Below are 731 nucleotides of genomic sequence, written 5' to 3'. Positions count from 1 at the left end.
GTAGAGTCCCGCCAGGTCGTTGAGGCTGGTAGCGGTCGTTGGATGCTCCGCGCCGAACGCGCCCTCACGGATCGCGAGAGCGCGCGTGTAAAGAGGTAACGCTTCATCGTAAAGCCCCAATAGCGCGTACACCCGCGCCGTGTTGCTTAGGGCGGTAGCTGTAGTTAGATCTTTCGATCCATTGATCGTCTCCACTTCCTGCAAGGCCGCCTGCGCTAATTGAAGTGCCTGTGCATATTGGCCTTCATCGATGAGGTGAACGATCTGCTCATTTAGTTGGTTTACATCAGGCACCGCGGCCAACGGAATCACTGCCACCATGGTTGCCAGCAATAGTCTGGCAGGCCAACTTCGCGGACTCATCGCCTGAATTCCCAATAGTCCCCCTGGCTGCCTTGAACTCTGCGCAGGCGAGGCCGCTTGCTGGGAGCCGCGTTGTGATGGATAAGCACGAACAGGTCGTTCATCACGGTGCTGTTATCTCCAAAGTAACTGTGCGACAAGCCGAACCATTCTTTAGTGATGCCGCTCGCATCGACCGAATCCATTGGTGGCATCACGCTGATGTCCTTGCCGCCGGCGCCTAGCCTGCGTTCTCCATGCAGCCAAGATGAAAGTGCGACCGGCAAGTCTTGCCGGGAGGCGTACAGCGTGTAGCGCGGCGCCGTAGTGCTCTTAAGCTCATAAATCCAGCGTTGTCGAAACTCCTCCTCCCCCACATCGGGTGAAGC

The 731-nt window shown here is 57.5% G+C and carries 2 protein-coding genes; both read right to left on the bottom strand.

Annotation, left to right across the window (positions count from 1 at the left end):
* Nucleotides 1-321: tetratricopeptide repeat protein (locus HCU76_RS36360; RefSeq protein ID WP_218512066.1), on the bottom strand; the 321-nt coding region annotated here is incomplete at its 3' end.
* Between the two features lie 38 nt (nucleotides 322-359).
* Nucleotides 360-731, bottom strand: a 372-nt coding sequence (locus HCU76_RS36355; protein WP_218512065.1) for an alpha/beta hydrolase, incomplete at its 5' end; no start/stop codon positions are given.

Source organism: Variovorax sp. dw_308 (genome assembly GCF_019207085.1).
GTDB lineage: Bacteria > Pseudomonadota > Gammaproteobacteria > Burkholderiales > Burkholderiaceae_C > Variovorax.
This window is presented reverse-complemented; position numbering and strand designations above follow the sequence as displayed.